Origin of the sequence: Curvibacter sp. CHRR-16 (genome assembly GCF_018474005.1) — a bacterium.
Classification (GTDB): domain Bacteria; phylum Pseudomonadota; class Gammaproteobacteria; order Burkholderiales; family Burkholderiaceae_C; genus Allorhodoferax.
This window is the reverse complement of sequence record NZ_JAHCSH010000006.1, coordinates 216,973-235,505: the sequence shown is the minus strand read 5'-3', so window position 1 is coordinate 235,505 and position 18,533 is coordinate 216,973. Positions and strand designations below refer to the sequence as shown.

The window sequence follows — 18,533 nt, the reverse complement described above, 5'->3', positions numbered from 1 at the left end:
ATGAATAGTCCAATCGGACTCTTGCTGATGTCACAGCACATCCAGATAATTGAACGGCCTCATTCTGCGCAAGCAGGCATCTAACAGGACTCTATGACAACCAATTTTGCGGATTTGCAACCAGCCTCCGAGCCACTGGGGACGGCTAGCGACTTTGTGAATGAGTTCATGGATGCTGTCAAACCCAAGCATCTATTCGATAATTTCAGTGAGCCGGAAGCCGCTCTGCTGAGCAATTACTTAGAGGTCTATGGTTTGCCGCGCCAAGCAGCCGTTTTGCGAGCAGGCGATGAAGGTCAATTCATGGCGTTCTTGGTAACTGGTAGTGCCGTTATTGAGCGCCAAATGGATGGCAAAACATTGCACAGCACAATCCATCCGGGTGATATTTTGGGTGAACTGTCATTCATTGACGGCAAAGCGCGCATTGCAACTTGCACGACTCTGGAGCCCAGTGATTTTGCGGTGTTGTCCATGGATAGTTTCAATGCACTGCTCGTGGATCATCCTCGCCTTGGCAACAAATTAATGCTTATGTTGCTGAGTTCAGCCACCGCCAAATTGCGTCAGGTGGCTACCTCGCCCAACATGGCGGCGCTCACATCCTTGGTTTGATTGGCATGTTCCTATGTGTTTCTCCTGCGCGCTTGGCATGCCTATCTTGGGTTGCCTTGGTTGCCTGCGCACACGCACAAAGCAGTGATGTCATCACTTATCGTGCCGGGCTGAGCTCCTCCAGCACCAACAACTTCTTGCGCACCAGCGGTGCCAACGCCAAATCCGAGCAAACTACCACTGAGACAGTGGGGGTGAAAGTCTCGCTGCCAGTAAGCCAGCAAACGTTTGACCTTGATGCAAGCCTTGCTGCTAGCCAGCATCAAAACAATCGCAACTTTGATTACACAGCGCAGAATTACCAATTGTCATGGTTGTGGACTCTGACACCGCGTTGGCATGGCTCATTGGGTTCGCAGCAGAGCGAGACGCTCAATACACCTTCCGATAGCAGCAACCAGTCTCAGCGCAACAAAAATACGAAGCAGTCCTCGTCGTTTCAGTTGGCATACGATTTGGGCTCTTATTGGCAGTTCTATTCTGGGCTTGTGAATAGCCGTACAACGAACGAACAAAATGTCGTGGGTCAAACGGACAGCCGTTCAACTGGTGCGCAGTTGGGTGCGCGGTTTGTTTCAGGGTCAAGTAATTCGATTGATGTGGGTCTTCAATCGGGCAAAGGGGTTTCCAATAGCGACTTTTCTTACGATGCCGCAACAGTGTCTACGCGCATCGCAGTCGGGGGGAGAAGTTGGCTAACGGGGAAATTGGGGCAAACAAGGCAACGTTTTGATTCGACGCCTCAATTCAATTTTGACGGCCCCAGTGCCAGTATTGGCCTGACCTGGGGCATCTCTGGCAAGCTGTCGATGGCAAGCTCGTGGCAGCGTGATGCGGTTGGTTATCAAACAACTGGGACGACCTATACACAAAACGATGTGTTTGTATTGGCTCCCATGTGGCATATCTCAAGCAAAAGCGGCTTAGGCCTGACATACAAAAATACAGTGCGCGCCGACAAGGGCAGTCCAAATGGTATTTCATCCACCAGACAAGATACTACCCAGGACATTACGCTGTCATATAACTGGCAGCCAAGAAAGATGGCGAATTTTGTTTTGTCCTACACCGACTCTAGTAGATCAAGCAACGTTGCAGGGGTTGACTACCATGCAGAGCAAATTGATCTGACAGCCAATATTTATTTCTATTGAATTACTCTTTTAAATTGCAGGGATTGATATGAACAAACTAAAAACTATGCATCGCACGCTCGTTGCGATAGCAGTCACCAGTGTGTTGGCAAGTGCACTGGTTGCATGTGGAAAAAAAGTCGACAGCGGCGCTACGCAAGTAATTGCTTCGGTAGATGGCCAAGAAATTACCGTGCACCAAATGAATGCTATTTTGAGCAAGGCTTCTGGTGTTGCTCCGGAACGATTGACGGCAGTAAAGGCAGAAATATTATCTGCGCTTGTTGATCAGCAAATCGCTATTAATGCAGCTGTCGATAAAAAATTGGATCGTTCTCCGGAGGTTGTTGCAGCAATTGAGGCCGCAAAACGCGAAATTTTGGCTAGGGCCGCTATGGAGCAAATTGCATCGGCGCAAGCCCAGCCCACTGATGACGAAGCCAAAAAATATTACGCAGATAATCCGGCTCTTTTTGCAGAACGCCGCATTTATAACTTGCAAGAAATTACTTTTCCTAAGGCCGATATAGATGAGAGTGCATTGAGGGTAGCTGTCAATAACGCAAAGTCTGCCGAAGATATATCGACTTGGCTCAAGCAGCACGACATCAAGTTTGCCGCCAACTCTGGAGTGCGTGGTGCAGAGCAGCTGCCACTGGAGATTTTGCCCAAACTGGCCATGCTCAAAGATGGACAAATGGCACTTCATAGCGAAGGCAGTAGCTACGTCATCATGCGTGTGAACGCGTCTAAATCTGAGCCTGTTAGTGAAGCACAGGCACTGCCACTTATTAAAACGTATCTCTTTAATCAGCGTGGTGTTGCTGCTATCAAGCAATTTAAGGCCGATGTAAAGGCGAAAGCCAAAATTGAGTATTTTGGTGAATTCAAAGGTGGTGAAGCCGCATTAAAGGCCAAAGCGGAAGAAGAGCTTAAGGCTGCTCAACAAGCCAAGGCGCAGCAAGAGCAAAAAGCCAAAGAAGATGCGGAAGCATTTGCCAAGCAAAAAGCCCAAGAGCAAGCGGCTGCTCAGGCTGCAGAAGAGGAACGTGCAAAAGCCAGAGCAGAAGCGCGCTCCAAGTCTGGAAAAGAAGATGCAGGCGCAACAGCGCAGCCACTGAATCTTGAAAAAGGTCTTAAGGGATTGAAATGATGCATACACAACTCATGACTAAATGCGCGCGTTGGCTGGGTGCTTGCTGCATAGTGGCATCTGCTGGTTTGGCTTTCGCGCAAGACAAAACCTTTGAAGACAAGCTGGGCCCTGGTGATGTAATCAAGGTGCAGGTGTACCAGAGTCCGGATCTCAGCATTGAAACGCGTATCTTGGAGTCTGGCGATGTGAGCTACCCCTTGGTTGGCACGCTGCGTTTGGCTGGACTGAGCATTCCTGAGGCAGAGGCGGTGTTGGTCAAATCCCTGAAATCAGGGGGCTTTCTGCGCAGTCCACAAGTCAATATCACTGTTACCCAAGCGCGTCGCAAAGTGGTGTCTATTCTTGGTGCGGTGGGGCGACCTGGACAGTTCCCGTTGGAGTACAACAATGCACGTCTGTCTGACGTGTTGGCATTGGCGGGGGGGATCTTGCCCACAGGTTCGGACACGGTCATCATCACAGGCCAGCGTGGCGGCAAGCCATGGCGCCAAGAGATAGATGTCGCGTCACTTTATTTGGATGGTAAGGCTGCCAGCGACATTCCAATACAAGGCGGTGAGGTCGTTTATGTGCATCGTGCACCGGTGTTTTATGTTTACGGTGAAGCACAACGCCCTGGTTCATACCGCATTGAGCGCAATATGACCTTTGTTCAGGCCTTGGTTACAGCTGGGGGGCCTACACAGCGTGGCACCGAAAAGCGCCTCAAGCTATTCCGTCAAGATGCAGATGGCAAAGTCCGCGAAATGTCTCCAGAGCTCAGTGACATGGTGCGTCCAGACGACGTTATTTACGTGCGTGAAAGTCTTTTCTAAGTTAAGGCAGCCATGAATCCCAAACAAATTCTGCTGATACTCTTTGCCCATCGCTATTTATCTGCGTTGGCATTTGTCGTGGCTTTGCTCGGTGGTGTCGCCTACACATTCACTGTCCCCAAAACTTATCAAGCCAGTACAGACCTTCTGCTCGATACGCGCATCGATCCTATCGCTGGCTCAGTCACTATCGCTAGCAACTATATTTCCACCCAAGTTTCTATTTTGCAGAGCGAGCGTGTCGCCATTGGTGTGGTGAAGCGTTTACGAGTTGCCGAGACTCCTGCATTGGTTGACCAGTGGAAAGAGGCGACCAAAGGCCTCACGCCCTTGGAGAATTACTACGCCAACTTGCTGCGTCGTGGCCTGACGGTAGAGCCCCTGCGAAACAGTAACGTCATACGCCTTACCTTTGAGGCTGCAGATCCTAAGTTTGCTACTGCTGTGGTGAATACGTATGCCCAGTCCTACGTGGATTTGGTCATTGACCTGCGTGTGGAGCCCGTACGCCAGTACGCTGATTGGTTCGAGGATCGCCTCAAAAATTTGCGCGATGCGGTTGATAAAGCACAGACGCGCTTGACCGAATATCAGCGCGATAAGAATATCGTCTCGGGATCGGATCAACGTGTGGACGCAGAAAGCCAGCGACTGGATGCATTGAATGCCCAGTTGGCTGCATTGCAGGGCGAGAAAATGGACATTTCCAGCCGCCAAAAAACATCGGGTACAGACCTGTCGCCTGATGTGCAAACCAGTGCTTTGGTTCAGGGGTTGAAGGCCGATATCAATAAAACAGAGAATTCTCTTGCCGCCTTGAGCGTCAACTTGGGCCCCAATCACCCACAGCGCCAGCAGCTTGAGAGTCAGTTGACAGAACTTAAAAACCAACTGGCCAGTGAAATAGCTCGCGCATCTGGGGTAACACGCGTTGCCAAAACCACAGCCTCGTTACGTGAAGCAGAATTGAAAGCGGCCATCGCAGCGCAAAAAGAGCGTGTACTTTCTATGAAAGAGGAGCGCGACCAAGTTGCCCTGCTCACGCAAGACGTAGAGGCTGCCAAGCGCATGTATGACTCTGTTCTTTCGCGCAGTAATCAACTCAATTTGGAGAAGCAAGCGGACCAAGCCAACGTTTCCATTTTGAGTCCGGCAGTAGAACCGACCGAGCCATCTCGTCCCAATCGTCCCAAGTATTTAGCAACGAGTTTGGCAGCAGCTTTGGGGGCAGCATTTGCTGTCGCTTTAGGTCTTGAAATGCTGAACCGCAAAGTACGTGTTGTCGGCGATATTGCAATTGAGGGAGTGCCGGTACTGGGCGTAATTGACCGCCAAGGTGCCGGTTATGGTTTGCGCAAGCAGTTGCAGCTATTGCGGAAGTTTTTTACCCAACGCAAACAGCGCAAAGACTTTGAAGTAACCAGTCGTATGGGAGATTTGATGTGACTACAACAGAAAAAGACATGGTTGCTGTTGAAAACCGTACCAAGCGTCCATTGGGCGACATTCTGGTCGACGCAGGCATCATTTCTAAAGCAGATGCGCAGCGGGTAGCCGAGCTGCAACGGGCTAAAAAAATTCGCTTCGGCGAGGCTGCAATACAGCTTGGACTCATCAGTGAAGCCGATATCCGTTATGCACTGTCATACCAGTACGACTACGCCTACTTGCCACGCAGCAGCGGCCGCATAACCCACTCCGATCTAGTGGCTGCATATGCGCCTTTCAGTGCCGAGGTGGATCAGCTGCGGGCGATTCGCAGTCAACTCAAACTGCGCTGGTTCGATCAAGCCACCAACACCCAACTCGCAGTAGTCGGTGCTGGACGCGCAGAGGGGGGGAGTTATCTAGCCGCCAATTTGGCAATCGTCTTTGCACAGATGGGGGAAAGAACTCTGCTGATCGATGCCGACATGCGCCATCCGCGTCAGCACAGCCTTTTTAAACTGGACAACACTTTGGGCTTTTCTAGTCTATTGGCAGAAAGAGCTGAGGTGAGTCAGGTGCTTAAAGCGATTAGTTTTATGCCGGGTTTAGACGTTATCCCAGCGGGGCCCGTACCACCCAATCCGCTTGAATTGCTCAATCGCGATAGCATGCAGCAGTTATTGGAATGGGCAGGGAAAAGTTACGACATTGTCTTGATTGACACGCCATCTGCGTCAACAGGGTCTGACGCCATGATTGTGGCTGCCAAAGCAGGGGCCGCTATGCTGGTTGCTCGCGCCAACGAGACCAAGCTTGCTGATTTCAATAGTTTGGTTGCGGAGCTAAAGCAAAGCCAAATCAATATTGTGGGCTCCGTACTCAATGATCCACCATTAATTGATGTTGGCGGATAACTAAACAAGCAATGCCAGAAATACTTCGTGCTTACATAGTGGTGATGCTTATCGCCACTTTTGTTTTTTACTTTGCCAACAAGTATGCACCAGAGCTTGGGCTGAACAGGCAGGTGCTTCCTGTGCGCGTGCGCGCTTGGTACATGATTACCAGTGCAGCCTTTCTTGCACATAATTTTTGGCTTTTTGTTCTTTTGACGGCGTATGTTCTTTGGCGGGCTCGAAAGAAAGACGAAAACCCGCTCGCACTGGCTGCATGTGTGCTCTTTGCCGTACCACTGTTTTCTGAGCAAATTCCTGGTTTTGGCTTGGTTAATTATTTTTTCGATTTAAATTATTTTCGGCTAATGGTGTTGGTTGTTTTTGTGCCAATGGCTTATGCTGCATACAAGGAGTCAACTCCATTAAAGAGCACTGCAGTTGTTTGGATTGATAGATTCTTACTGCTTTATGTTTTGTATGCGACCGTTCCATTGTTCGGTGAAACGACTTTTACCGGAGCAATACGCATGCTTTTTATGGTGTGTGTCGATATTGTCATTCCCTACTATGTCTTTAGCAGGTGTTTGCGTGACAGGAGTCAAATCGAGGATGTCTTGAAAATGATCCTGCTTGGTTTGGTTGTTCTGGGTTTGATAGGTTTTTTTGAGTATGCCAAGCATTGGCTTTTGTATTCGCGTGTTTCTTATGCCTTGGGTGTTGATGCGTGGGGCTATGGTGGTTATTTGCGACGGGAAGATTCCCTGCGTGCTTTGGCTAGTACTGGTCAGCCGATAGTGTTGGGTTTTTTGATGGCTGTGGCTTTCATTTTGCAGTTTTATATTGCGGAATCCATTAAAAATACAAAAATTCAAATGGTTGTGCTGGGTTTGTTTTTGCTGGGTTTGTACGCCCCGGTTTCTCGTGGTCCATGGGTCGGATGTTTTGCTGGTTTGCTGGCTTTCTTTTTTCTTTCTGAGAATTTCAGAAAATACGCATTAAAAAAACTGCCATTTGTAGTGTTGGCTATTTTTGTTCTTTTGTTGACGCCAATAGGACAGAAGTTGTTGGATAAGTTGCCTTTAATTGGCAGTGTTGATCCAATGTCCGTAACCTATCGGGAGGATTTGCTGAAAAATGCACTCCCTGTGATCCAAAGAAGCCTGTGGTTTGGCTCTAATGATTATATGGAGGCAGATGACTTGCAGGTGCTAAGAGCCAATGGCATTATTGATATTGTTAATTCGTATGTTGCAGTTACGCTGTCTGGTGGTTTGATAGGGCTTTGTTTGTTTGTTGGCTATTTTGTTGTGGTTTTAGTTGATTTGGCTAAAGTTGTTTTTTCTCGAAATAATGCGTATTCTTCTTTGGCTGCAAATTTAATGGCCATATTTTTCTGCATTATGGTTACCATTTACACCGTGAGCAGCATAACCTTCATACCGGTTATGTATTGGGTACTCGGTGGTCTGGCGGCTGCAACCATTGCTCAAGCCACCAAAGCACGGATACTTACTAGCTAGTTGCTGGCTTGCACCCATGGCTGCTGAATGCATTTGCCACTTTGTCTGCCTCTTGTCCCCAAGAGTTTTGCTGCGCTGTTGCTAAGCCTGCGCGATGAAGACGCTGCCACGTGTTGCTGTCTTTCAGCACGGTCTGCAGTGCAGAGGCCAATGCGTGCGGCTCTGCAGACGCGAGTTGTGCATTGTCACCATTGAGTAGCCATTCAACCCACGCCCCCGTGTTGCTCACCACGGGTGTTCCACAGGCCATTAACTCCACTGGTAAAAGTGAGGCATTGGTCATCGACAACACCAATGCTGCATCACAGCTGTTGTACAGGGCACCGAGGTCACGCACATTTAATTTGCCATGCACCTCACATGGGAAAGAAAACTTTTGTCGCTCTAAGTTACCCCCAGCAAATACCACTTTTAGCTGGGGGCATTGTTGGTAAACAAGATGCAGTGCCAGCACACCTAGCTCAAATGCCCGGCGTTCAGTTTCAGGGCGTGCATAAAAAAATACGCGTTTCTCTTCATGCTCTGTGCGCGCTTGGTTTGTGTACAGAGTTTCGTCGTATGAAAAGCCAAACGGGTGGGTTTCCATACCGTACTCTGCTGCTAGTTTCTCCGCCAACCAGTTGCCAGCAGTTATCCCAATAAAACCAAATCGATATGTGGCTTCAGCCAAGGTATGGTTGCTGCCGGGCGCTGAGAACCATGGCTCAAAGTCTTGTACAAAATAAAATTTCTTGTGGGTAGACGTGAATGCACGCACGTAATAAGCCGTGTCATAGCCCGTCGCAATGCTGGCGTACGCGGGAGGGGCGGTTTGCGCACTCAGGTAGACCTGTGCTTGCATAGGGCCGAAGGCTTGAATCATTTGCTGGCGCACTGCGTTCGCATCGCGCATCCACTCCCCCTCCGCAATCACAATGCGGCATTCATAGCCGCGGGCCTCCAGCGCGTGCACAAAGCGCATGATGTTGATGTGACCGCCAGACGTGGCAGAGAACCCAGAAAGAAACCAATTCACGGTATTGGCTGGCGCAGCCGCGGTATCTGGGTGCTGCTCAAAATTACCCAACAGCGCGTAGCCATAGCGTGATACGAGATCAGCCTTGGGGCCATATCGCAGTCGATCTGCAAATTCCCGTGGGCCGTGTTCACGCAAATAAGCCAAAGCATTGCCAAGTTTTATGAGAGCGGAATTCATCGTTTATCCATGTATTCGGTCTGCATCCATTGCCATGTGCGAGCAATGCCTGCCTTCAGCGTAATGTGTGGTTGCCAATCCCACACCGTCTTGGCTCTTGAAATGTCCAGGACATTCACAGGTACATCAAACCCACGACCAGGCAGGTAGCGAACGTCAGTTGTTTGGCCTGTCACAGCACGAATGGTGTCAATCAATTCGTTGATCGATTGTCCTTGGCCTGAACCAATATTGAACACATGCATACCATGCGAGGTTGGGGGCTTTATGGTGGGAAGGAGCAGGGCGCTAATCACATCCGAGATGTGCAAATAATCGCGGACGATAGATCCGTCCCCCCATATGTCTATGGTTTCTTGGCGCAGCACTTTGCCCAAGAAAACACCTACAGCACCTTGGCTGGCCTCAATGCGTTGTCGCTCCCCATAGGGGTTTGCCAGTCGAAACACTGTACTGCCTAAGCCATGCAGCTGCTGGTAGAGCGCCAGATACTTTTCTATAGCCAGCTTCATGATCCCGTATGAGCAGGTTGGCTCTGTCGGGTGGGTTTCGGCGATTGGCGTTGCGATAGGGTTGCCATACACCGTGCCGCCTGACGACGTAAACACCACATGCTTTATTTTTTGGCGTACGGCTGCATCGAGTAAGCGCAATGTGCCAAGTAAATTGGTTTCAATGTCGTAAGCGGGGTCTAGGTTGGATGAGCGTGGCAGTGTGGTGGAGACAAGGTGGTAGCACACGTCCACTCCCTCCAGTGCAGCTTCAATGTCTTTGGTGCTCACCAAGTCACCCTCCAGCACTGTCAGGCCCGGGCGCTTGTCTTCCACGGCCCCTTTTACGGTTTGAATTCCGGGGCGATCGAATGCACGCACATGGGCACCATGAGCCAATAAGGCATCAGTGAGATGAGAGCCAATAAAACCTCTGGCACCGAGTACCAAGCAGGTAGGCGCTGCAGTATTTGTAATGCTGTTTTGCATCGGGTTAGTGTCCACGCAAGGCGCAAAGCATAAGCTTGATATAGGTCGTTTTATAGGGCGCAGTCAGCCACGCTCTGAATGCATATTTGCGCATAGTCCTAACATAACCCGCATCGAGTGCCCACCAAGCCCATTTGGCGTACACGTCTCCAATGACTACTACCTCGTTTGTCGCTGTAATTGCCAGTTCGTGAGCGTTGAACACAAGTCCTCGCCGTTGGCAGGCGGCTTGCACTGCGGCTATGGCAGATGCTTGTTGCTTTTGCCTGTGCTGGTAACCCGTGCCTGCAAGGTGCTGGCGATAGTGCAGCAAGATATCTGGAATATTGGCAACACGTCCCACTTCAGCCAAACGCAGAAACATGTCAATGTCCTCGGCATGCACAAAGTCCTTGGGATACATGCCCACAGCAAGAAAAGCTGACTTGCGCAGCATCGAGCTGGGATTAACGATGGCACCACCACGCCCCGACATATTGGCTGCATCAATAGCTTCGTGCGTTTCACCCAAAAGCATGGGTGCAATAGGCTCACCATCGGGGTCAATAAGCAGCACTTTGGAGCCTACAACCACACATTCAAGGTGGTCGTTCATATAGCGCAACTGTTTGGACAGCCGGTTTGGCATGCAAATATCGTCTTGATCCATTAATGCCACGAGTTCAGCACGCGCTTGGCTTATACCAAGGTTACGGCTGCCAATCAAACCTTGGTTGGGCCCTGTCAAAACACGACACCGGGTATCCTGCTTTTCATATTGGCGAATGATGCCTAGACTTCCATCTGAACTGCCATCGTCGACTAACAATAATTCAAAGCCCTTTAAATCTTGCTGCAAAACAGAGTCAATTGCCTGTGCAAGATATTTCTCGCCGTTGTAGATGGATAGAACTACTGAAACGAGTGGCATATGATTTATTTAACCATAAGGTTATATGTCGAGCTGGCCAGTGAGCCAGATAAATAGCCAATTATTATGATTGGTAATGTCATGCACTCTTTTTTTGCATCAAGGAGCTTGTGTTTATAAGCAAAGTACAAGAGGAGTGGAATGGTTGCCAAGCTGTTGCCGCCAGAAACCCATGCGGCACCTTCTATTCCATAGGAATAGTAAGCAACCGGGATGGAAAAAATAATTATAGGCAATCGTATGGATGTTAAAAGTGTGATTATTCTGGAGTGTCCCAGTGCTAACAGTGCTTGTCCAGTAATGCTATAGCGAATTTCAAGCAAACAAATGCTCATGATTTCAAGTATGTGACCCACATCTGCATAGCGATGGTCGTACAAAATATTTGCCACAATATGGCCGGCGGAAAAAAGAAGGCCGGCCAAAAATAAACTTAAAACATCAATTGGCAGGCGTATTTTGTAATATTTTTCTTGCAACTTTTCTGGGTGGGTTCGGGCCACTTCACAGAATGTTGGGAAAGCAACGCTGCCAGCAAGTTTTGAAAAAACTTGCTGTATTGCACTGATAAGAAAGCCGGCTAATGAAAAGATGCCAAGTGATGCAGCACTGGTAAGGCTTCCTAGTATGAACTTATCACCATTCATCACGATGAAGCCAATAATAGAGCCAATAAATATCCATTTTCCAAAGTCCAGTACCTCATGTACAGCGGCTTTGTCCCAGGCGAATTGGTTTCTTATCCCTGGCGCAACTAGGTGGCTTAGCGATATTCTGGTGCTGGCCCCAACGACCGAGCCAGCGGCAAGCGCCCATATGGATGGTGAGAAGTATGCCCATGTCACCATAAACAATAAGGCAGTTAATTGGCTGCAAAGCTCTAACGAGGTAACTAAGCGTACATTCAAACTCCTGCTGGCCATTGCCAAATTAGTCGACTCAAAGCCAGTCACCAGTGTATTGAGTGACAGTATGGCCAAAACACCTGGTAGTTGAGGGTGTGTGTATACGCTGCCAGCCGGGAATAGCCCTAAATGAGCCAGCACATACAGTCCCAAGGCGAGCCCTATGCAAAGCAAACATAGAAAGGCACCGCGCAATACTTGCAGTGTCCAGACGGTGTTAACAAAGCGGGTTTCTGTGCTGCGATGGCTGCGGACTATGTTTTGGCTAAGTCCCACATCGGTAAATAGTGACAGGCCGATGAGGAATGCTTGTGCAATAGCCATGACACCAAAAACTTCTGGCATCAGCAGGCGTGTCATCAGCAGGTTGCTAAGCAGACGCAGTGCTTGGCTTGATGCATGCCCCCCTATGGTCCAAATGCCCGCTTGGATGATGCGCTGCTTGAGCGTTCTATTCCCTGTCATGGTTGTTGTTCTAGTGTCTTGAATGCTTCGATCATAATGGTAGGCGTCACATATCAAGTCAGGTTCTCAGTGGTAGACGTATCCACCATCATCGTCAGCTATAACACCGCCCATTTGCTGGGCGAAGCTGTTGGAAAACTCCAAACAGCAAGCCAAGGTTTATCGGTTGAATGCATTTTTGTAGACAACGCTTCATCCGATCAGTCTGCGGCCTACATTCAGCAGCATTTTCCTCACGATGTACTCATAGAGAACACCCATAACGTAGGGTTTGGCCGTGCCAACAACCAAGCCTTGGCACATGCGCACGGCCGTTATGTGTTGCTTTTGAATACCGATGCTTTTGTGTCCCCAGACACATTGCAAAAAACCGTTGCCTACATGGATCAGAATCCCCGCTGCGGCATTTTGGGGGTTCGGCTGGAGGGGGCGGATGGTGGCTTGCAGCCCTGTGCACGTTTCTTTCCTACGCCGTGGAACTTGTTTGTACAGCGCACTGGGTTGAATAAGCTGTTTCCCAGCACCCAGCTAGTTGATGACATGGATTGGGATCATGCCAGCGTGCGCGAGTGCGATTGGGTTGTCGGCTGCTATTACTTGGTGCGCAAAGAGGTGATTGACCAAGTAGGCCTTTTTGATCCGCGCTACTTCCTCTATTTTGAGGAGGTAGACCATTGCTTTGCAGCCAAAAAGGCCGGTTGGAAGGTGGTTTTCTACCCCCACACCACCGTGGTGCACCTAGGCGGCGAGAGTGCCAAAAGCAGCGGAGCCATTACCAAAAGTGGCAAGCAGCTTTCTGCCCTGCAAGTGGAGAGTGAAATCTTGTACATGCGCAAAAACCATGGCTTGCATGGCCTACTGCTGGATATTGGTTTGAGCTTGCTAGCCGATGCTGTGCAAACAGCCAAGCACTTACTGCGTCCTAGTCGCTGGCATCAGCTGAGCAGCGGCACCAAGCATGCGCAGTTGTTCTTGCAGCTTTGCATTAAAACCCGCTTGGGTACCAAGCCCACCCGCTGATGTATGCATATCCAAGTTATGAATAACCCGCAGCGCATATCGGTGGTGGTGATTGGGTTGAACGAAGAAGCCCGTTTGGCGCAGTCCTTGACGGCCGTATTTGCCAATTGCCCTGTAGGGTATGAATTGGAAGTTTTTTATGTCGACAGCGGCTCCAAAGACCGCAGCGTTGCCATTGCCCAAAGCATAGCTGGCGTGCAAGTGCTGCAGTTGCAAACCGATAAGCCATCAGCCGCCAAAGCGCGCAACTTGGGGCTTCGCCACGCCACAGGCCAGTTTGTGCAGTTAATTGACGGGGACAGCGTGATGCAAACTGGCTGGATGGAGCATGCCCTGCAAGCCATAGAGAAAACCCAAGTGGCGTGTGTGTTTGGTCAATGCATAGAAATGTTCCCCGAACAAAGCATCTACATGCGCGCTTGCAGTTTTGACTGGCACATACCACCAGGCTACAGCCGTTTGTGCGGTGGTAATTCGTTTTGGCGTTTGGCGGTGTTGCAGCAGCATGGCTTTTTTGATGAAGCCTTGCGCTGCGGAGAGGAGCCTGATCTGTGCTATCGCGTGCGCCAAAGTGGCTGGCGCATTGTCTGCTTGGATGTGCCCATGGTGCTGCACGACTTGGCCATGACCACGTTTGGCCAGTACTGGCGGCGCGGGGTGGTCAATGGCCGGGCTTACGCCAGCATTGCCAAGCGATACCGCCAGCAGCCTGAAAAAATGTGGCTCAAAGAAACGGTGCGCAATTTTGCCGAGCCACTGGTATGGCTGGCAGTTGGGGCTTTGGGCCTAGGGGTAGCAGCGGGCGCAGGTGCCATCGTGGCGTTGCTGGGCTGGTGGTCGGTAAGGGCCGCCCGCATAGCTTGGTCTGTACGGACACGTGCCACCAGTTTGGGCAGCGCTTTTCTGTATGGTTTGCATTGCCAGTTCATGCGCTTGCCGGCTGCAGTGGGACAGTTTCAGCAACTGCGAGCAGAGCACGCCCTCTAAAAAACGGATAACAACATGGCAGGATTTTTAGTTGTATGGGCCGCCCACAGCATGCCGCTGCTGCAGTCAGGCTGCAGCGGTGTGCAGGCCGAAGTGGTGCAGGCTGGCCACCAAGTGCAGGTGCAGGCTTTCCCAGGTGGGCAAATGCTGGTTTGGCGCCGCAGCAGCGGCGAATTTCCCCTGAGTGGAACGCTGCAGCATGTTCATGGGCATGCCTTGGCATGGCTGGGGCAATGTGTAGAAGATTCTGGTGACGCCACACAGCAGGCTCTGGAGCAATTGGCGCAGCCTGCGTGGCAAGACGCTGTGCTGGCGCACCTCAACGGTTCTTTTGCGGCTGTCAGTGTCAGTCCGCAAGGCGAACTGCGTTTGCTCACCGACCGTTACCGCCACTACCCCATTTACCTCTACCAAGCGGGCGCGTATTGGGTTGCCTCTAGCGAGATGCGCTGCATCTGGCCCTTTATGCCGGACAAACGCATGAGCCATAGCGCAATAGACATGTTGCTGCGCTCTGGTGAGTTGATTGACCGCATGACTCTGCTGGAGGGCGTGGACTTGCTGCCTCCCGCTACGGTGTTGACCCAGCCTTTGGGTGCGGCCGCAGGCACTCTGACTGAACGCCGCTATTGGCAGATGCAGCACCAAGGCCACGCAACGCGGTCATTCGACGACACGGCCGTTTTGCTGGCCGATACCTTGTCTGCCGCAGTCAAACGCCAAGAGTCCGCAGCAGGCAAACTGGGCATTACGCTCAGTGGGGGCTTGGATTCGCGCATTATTTTGGATTTGTGTCGGCATCCCGAACAGGTGCCCAGCTTCACGTGGGGCTTGGATGGTTGCCGCGACATCGCTTGTGCCACCGAATTCGCACAGCGCGTGGGTTCTCCGCACACCGTACGCCACTGGCAGCCCGAGGCTTTTCCTCCATTGTGGGGGCAAGGTGTGGCCTTGACGGCGGGTTCTTTTGGGGTGGAAAGCATGTACATGCTGCCCTTTATCCCCTTGCTGTCCAGCCATTGCGATGTAGTGCTCAATGGCTTGGCGGGCGATGCGATTTTGGGTGGCAACTTCATCAAGCGTGAATGGTTGGGCATGCAAGACCTACAACAATTGGGCCGGTCTATCTGGCGCTGGCGCGTGTCACCGCAAGAGGATGTTCTGGTTGACGGCTTGATGGCCTCTGTCAGGCGGCCTGGCACAGCGGCTGCTGGAGAGCTGTGGGCCCACTCGATTGCGGCCCACAGCGGTGCTCGCCCCATAGAACGGGTTAACGACTGGCTGTACGAGAACCGGGTGTTCCGCAACACCAATTCCGGCACCATGCTGCTGCGCTCTGGCGTGGAGTCACACGCCCCGTTTTTTGACCGCGATTTTGTGGATGCGGTCACCACCGTCAAGCAGGAATACAAGTTCAAACACCGCCTGTACTTGGATGTGATGCGCCGCATAGCGCCGCGGTCAGCGGCAACCACGTGGCAGCGTACCCAGATTCCACCCGGCTGGGGTTACCACGCCAATTTGGCATCCATGGCCTTGCACCGCGTCGTCAACAAAGTGGGCAAGGTGCTGGGTGTGGATCCCTTCCCAGCGCTGAAGGTGGCAGACCCGGGGGCATGGATGCGCGGCCCTTGGCGCAGCGCCGTGCAAGACATTGTGTTGGGCGCATCTGCCCAGCAGCGTGGGCTGTGGAGCCACAACGCCGCACAAGCCCTGTGGCAGCAGCATTTGCATGGTGCCAACCACACCCGCCAGTTAGGTGCCATGGTGGCTGTGGAATTGTTTGCCCAGCAGGCACTGGATGGGGTACGCCCATGACATTGCTGCTGCGTCTATGGCGCTATGTGTGGTTGCGGGCCCACTCGCGCTTGCCTGTGTCCTACACCACCCAGTTTGATGGCCCGCTGCACACGCCCAAGCGCATAGCCCTGCAAACAGGGCGTCACTGCCGCTTGGGGCGCGATGTGTTTTTGGATACCAACGAAGCAGGGGGCATTAGCTTGGGTAACCATGTGCGCATCAACCAAGGCTGCGTCTTGGTTTCCTATGCCCACATAGACATAGGTGATGATTGCCTGATAGGCGAATACGTTTCTATACGCGATGCCAACCATGGCACCCGGCTAGATACGCCACGGCGCTTGCAGCCCCACGTATCTGCACCCATACGCATAGGGCGCAATGTGTGGATTGGGCGTGGTGCAGTCATATTGAAAGGTGTGACCATTGGCGATGGTGCGGTAGTGGGGGCCAACAGCGTGGTGACCCGAGACGTGCCTGCCGCCACCGTGGTGGCCGGTTCACCTGCCAAATGGGTAAAAGACATAGAGGCCAAGGACACAGCCGCATGACCCGCATTGCCTACCTGTCCCCTGCCATGCCAGCCTTGTCTGAAACCTTTGTGTACGAGGAGCTGCTGGCGCTGGAGCGTACTGGCGTGGCCGTGGAGCCTTTTTCGGTGCGCCAACCTGCCAAGCCTGTGCCAGCTCAGCAAGCGTTGGCCCAGCGCGTGACCCATTTGTACGCGGGTGGCCCGCTGCAGGTGGTGCTGAGCGGTTTGACCGACATGCCTTGGCTGCTGGCTGGCTGGCGCAAAGCTGCTGCGTGGCTATTGGCAGATATGCTGCAGTGTCGCCCTTGGCGCTTGAAAACATGGAAGCTGGCTTACCAATTTGTGGCCGCAGCCACGCTGGCCAAACACCTGCGCCAGCGTGGCTGCACCCATTTGCACGTGCATTTCGCCCACGTACCTACCCAAATAGCCATGTACGCCAGTGCCATGGCAGGGGTGCCCTTTACGGTCATGGCCCATGCCAACGACATATTTGAAGAAGGCTTGCTGCTGCCGCAAAAGGCGGCACGTGCCAAGCGCATGCTCACCATTTCTGACTACAACCGCCGCTACTTGCTCAGCCTAGGGATACCAGAGCAGCAGTTGGCCGTGGTGCGTTGTGGTGTGAGCTTTGCCGCCCGCCCGCCAGTGGAGCATGATGCAGATGGCCCTTACAAACTGGCGTCGCTGGGGCGCATGGTGGAAAAAAAAGGCTTTGACGTGCTGATCAACGCCGTGGCCCTGCTGCGCCAGCAAGGCATGGATGTGAGCCTGAGCTTGGCCGGCGATGGTCCCCTGCTGGCCGACATGCAAGCGCTGGTGCAGCGCCTGCAACTGCAAGAGCATGTGCAGTTTGTGGGCAGTTTGCCCCACCACGCCGTGGCCGACTGGATGCGTGAGCACCACGCCTTTGTGCTGGCCTGCAAACAAGACAGCCATGGCGACATGGATGGCATCCCCGTGGTGCTGATGGAGGCCATGTCCCAAGGGGTGCCGGTGGTGTCTACCCGCTTGTCCGGCATTCCAGAGTTGGTGGTGCATGAACAGACGGGCCTCTTGGCTGAACCCAATGATGCAGCCAGCTTGGCAACGCAAATTGCGCGCTTGATTTCTGGTGCTGCTATGGGGCACGGCCTTGTGGCGCATGCCCAAGAGCATGTGAAGCAAGAGTTTGGGCAAGCCAGCAATATCAACCGATTGATTCAACAAATTTCCGCATGACAAACGCAAAAGGCTATTTGCTTATTTCCCCTTGCCGTGACGAGGCGCAATACATGCGCCAAACCTTGGACACGGTGGTGGCCCAAACGGTATTACCTGCTTTGTGGGTCATAGTGGACGATGGATCAACTGATGACACCCCGCGCATACTGGCTGAGTACGCCGCCAAGCACCCGTGGATCAAGGTGGTAACGCGCACTAACCGCGGCCACCGCGCTGTGGGGCCGGGGGTGGTAGATGCGTTTTATGCAGGCTATGCAGCGGTTACGCCAACGGACTTTGAGTTTGTGTGCAAGCTGGATTTGGATTTGCGCTTGCCTCCGCGCTATTTTGAAATTCTCATGCAACGCATGCACGCCAACCCCCGTATAGCCACTTGCAGCGGCAAAGCCTATGTGGAGCAGGGTGACCAACTGGTGAACGAAGGCCATGGCGACGAAACCAGCTTGGGCATGACCAAGTTTTACCGTGTAAGCGCCTTCGAGGCCATGGGTGGCTTTGTTCGGGAAGTGATGTGGGATGGCATTGACTGCCACCGCTGCCGCATGATGGGCTTGATCGCCTGCAGTTGGGACGAACCGGAGTTACGCTTTGTGCACCTGCGCCCCATGGGTAGTAGCCAGCAAAGCATCTACACAGGGCGTATGCGCCATGGTTATGGCCAGTACTTTATGGGTACGGGCTTTTTGTACATATTGGCAAGTGCTATTAAAAAGATAGCTGAAAAGCCTTATGTATTGGGCTCTGCGGCCATGTTGTGGGGTTGGGTAAAGAGTGCTCTGCAAGGCAAGCCGCGTTACAACGACTTGGAGTTCCGTCGCTTTTTGCGCACCTACCAAGCACGTGCGCTGCTGGTTGGCAAGGCCAAGGCAGTGGCTGAGATTGATGCGCGCAATGCCCTCATCCAACGTTGACCACGCAATGAAAAAACTCAAAGTTCTGTTGATTGCAGAGG

17 protein-coding genes are annotated in these 18,533 nt (G+C 52.1%); 13 read left to right on the top strand and 4 right to left on the bottom strand.

The genetic code is table 11. From position 1 onward, the window contains the following. The first annotated feature begins 93 nt into the window (after nt 1–93). From KIK84_RS14505 to KIK84_RS14475, 7 genes are read left to right on the top strand one after another with little or no spacing between them, the layout of a single operon-like run. Nucleotides 94–615, top strand: a complete 522-nt coding sequence (locus KIK84_RS14505; RefSeq protein ID WP_214123810.1) for a cyclic nucleotide-binding domain-containing protein — start codon at nt 94–96, stop codon at nt 613–615. Then, nucleotides 612–1,769 (top strand): hypothetical protein, encoded by a 1,158-nt coding sequence (locus KIK84_RS14500; protein ID WP_214123809.1) that lies wholly within the window; start codon nt 612–614, stop codon nt 1,767–1,769. Before KIK84_RS14505 ends, KIK84_RS14500 begins: the two co-directional genes overlap by 4 nt. 28 nt (nt 1,770–1,797) lie before the next feature. Next, a complete protein-coding gene (locus tag KIK84_RS14495) occupies nt 1,798–2,901 on the top strand; it encodes an EpsD family peptidyl-prolyl cis-trans isomerase (protein ID WP_214123808.1) in 1,104 nt (367 codons plus the stop codon). Then, complete coding sequence (epsE, locus tag KIK84_RS14490) at nt 2,901–3,719, top strand: polysaccharide export protein EpsE (RefSeq protein ID WP_250207992.1); 819 nt, start codon at nt 2,901–2,903, stop codon at nt 3,717–3,719. Before KIK84_RS14495 ends, epsE begins: the two co-directional genes overlap by 1 nt. A gap of 12 nt (nt 3,720–3,731) precedes the next feature. Next, complete coding sequence (locus KIK84_RS14485; RefSeq protein WP_214123806.1) at nt 3,732–5,165, top strand: GNVR domain-containing protein; 1,434 nt, start codon at nt 3,732–3,734, stop codon at nt 5,163–5,165. Further along, nucleotides 5,162–6,061 carry a chain length determinant protein tyrosine kinase EpsG gene (gene epsG / locus KIK84_RS14480; protein WP_349815941.1) on the top strand — a complete coding sequence of 300 codons (900 nt, stop codon included), beginning with the start codon at nt 5,162–5,164 and terminating at the stop codon, nt 6,059–6,061. Before KIK84_RS14485 ends, epsG begins: the two co-directional genes overlap by 4 nt. Before the next feature lie 44 nt (nt 6,062–6,105). Further along, nucleotides 6,106–7,563 carry an O-antigen ligase family protein gene (locus tag KIK84_RS14475; protein WP_214123805.1) on the top strand — a complete coding sequence of 486 codons (1,458 nt, stop codon included), beginning with the start codon at nt 6,106–6,108 and terminating at the stop codon, nt 7,561–7,563. On the opposite strand, the gene KIK84_RS14470 is transcribed toward KIK84_RS14475, so the two are convergent. The 4 genes from KIK84_RS14470 to KIK84_RS14455 are packed head-to-tail and all read right to left on the bottom strand — an operon-like array spanning nt 7,556 to nt 12,018. Beyond that, nucleotides 7,556–8,758 (bottom strand): glycosyltransferase family 4 protein, encoded by a 1,203-nt coding sequence (locus tag KIK84_RS14470; RefSeq protein ID WP_214123804.1) that lies wholly within the window; start codon nt 8,756–8,758, stop codon nt 7,556–7,558. The two genes, KIK84_RS14475 and KIK84_RS14470, sit on opposite strands and share 8 nt — an antisense overlap. Beyond that, nucleotides 8,755–9,738 carry an NAD-dependent epimerase/dehydratase family protein gene (locus KIK84_RS14465; RefSeq protein WP_214123803.1) on the bottom strand — a complete coding sequence of 328 codons (984 nt, stop codon included), beginning with the start codon at nt 9,736–9,738 and terminating at the stop codon, nt 8,755–8,757. Before KIK84_RS14465 ends, KIK84_RS14470 begins: the two co-directional genes overlap by 4 nt. Before the next feature lie 4 nt (nt 9,739–9,742). Further along, a complete protein-coding gene (locus KIK84_RS14460) occupies nt 9,743–10,648 on the bottom strand; it encodes a glycosyltransferase family 2 protein (RefSeq protein ID WP_214123802.1) in 906 nt (301 codons plus the stop codon). Between the two features lie 5 nt (nt 10,649–10,653). After that, nucleotides 10,654–12,018 carry an oligosaccharide flippase family protein gene (locus tag KIK84_RS14455; protein ID WP_214123801.1) on the bottom strand — a complete coding sequence of 455 codons (1,365 nt, stop codon included), beginning with the start codon at nt 12,016–12,018 and terminating at the stop codon, nt 10,654–10,656. 69 nt (nt 12,019–12,087) lie between these two features. Between KIK84_RS14455 and KIK84_RS14450 the strand changes: the two genes are divergently transcribed. From KIK84_RS14450 to KIK84_RS14425, 6 genes are read left to right on the top strand one after another with little or no spacing between them, the layout of a single operon-like run. Continuing rightward, entirely contained in the window at nt 12,088–13,038 is a 951-nt protein-coding gene (locus KIK84_RS14450; protein WP_214123800.1) for a glycosyltransferase family 2 protein, read from the top strand. 3 nt (nt 13,039–13,041) lie between these two features. Next, nucleotides 13,042–14,025, top strand: a complete 984-nt coding sequence (locus tag KIK84_RS14445) for a glycosyltransferase family 2 protein (RefSeq protein WP_214123799.1) — start codon at nt 13,042–13,044, stop codon at nt 14,023–14,025. A 15-nt stretch (nt 14,026–14,040) separates the two neighbouring features. Next, nucleotides 14,041–15,843 carry an asparagine synthase-related protein gene (locus KIK84_RS14440; RefSeq protein WP_214123798.1) on the top strand — a complete coding sequence of 601 codons (1,803 nt, stop codon included), beginning with the start codon at nt 14,041–14,043 and terminating at the stop codon, nt 15,841–15,843. After that, complete coding sequence (locus KIK84_RS14435; RefSeq protein ID WP_214123797.1) at nt 15,840–16,376, top strand: acyltransferase; 537 nt, start codon at nt 15,840–15,842, stop codon at nt 16,374–16,376. The genes KIK84_RS14440 and KIK84_RS14435 overlap by 4 nt, the downstream gene beginning before the upstream one ends. Beyond that, nucleotides 16,373–17,578, top strand: coding sequence for a glycosyltransferase (locus tag KIK84_RS14430; RefSeq protein WP_214123796.1), 1,206 nt, complete (start codon nt 16,373–16,375; stop codon nt 17,576–17,578). Before KIK84_RS14435 ends, KIK84_RS14430 begins: the two co-directional genes overlap by 4 nt. Beyond that, nucleotides 17,575–18,492 (top strand): glycosyltransferase family 2 protein, encoded by a 918-nt coding sequence (locus KIK84_RS14425; RefSeq protein ID WP_214123795.1) that lies wholly within the window; start codon nt 17,575–17,577, stop codon nt 18,490–18,492. The genes KIK84_RS14430 and KIK84_RS14425 overlap by 4 nt, the downstream gene beginning before the upstream one ends. The last annotated feature ends 41 nt before the right edge of the window (nt 18,493–18,533 follow it).